Here is a 363-nt window from a genome sequence, read left to right as displayed (position 1 = left end):
GAAGAACACCACCGACGCGGCCGAGATGACGCCGAGGATGCCGAACGTCTGCGGCTGCAGGCCGAACGCCCACTGGATCAGCGGCTGGGCCAGCCCGCTGGAGTCGACGGGGTCGGCGGCCGGCGGGATGAACGGGTCGTAGTTCGCGCCGGACACGTAGAACAGGCCCGCGACGATCACGAACAGCACGATGAACAGCTTCACCGCGACGAGCACCAGGTTGACCCGCAGCGACTCCTTGATGCCGAGCGCGACGAGCGTGGTGAGCCCGACGACGAGCAGCAGGGCCGGCACGTTGACGTGGTCCCACTCGAAGCTGGTCGACGAGCTCGGGCCGATCCCCGCGGGCCAGGTGATGCCGAT

1 protein-coding gene is annotated in these 363 nt (G+C 68.6%); it reads right to left on the bottom strand.

Features of this window, described 5'->3' with window-relative positions; all coding sequences use genetic code 11:
* A partial coding sequence (locus Q0L15_RS17730; protein ID WP_366939596.1) for an amino acid permease occupies nucleotides 1-363 on the bottom strand: 363 nt, incomplete at both ends.

Origin of the sequence: Nocardioides sp., from assembly GCF_024509035.1 — a bacterium.
GTDB lineage: Bacteria > Actinomycetota > Actinomycetes > Propionibacteriales > Nocardioidaceae > Nocardioides.
This window is presented reverse-complemented; position numbering and strand designations above follow the sequence as displayed.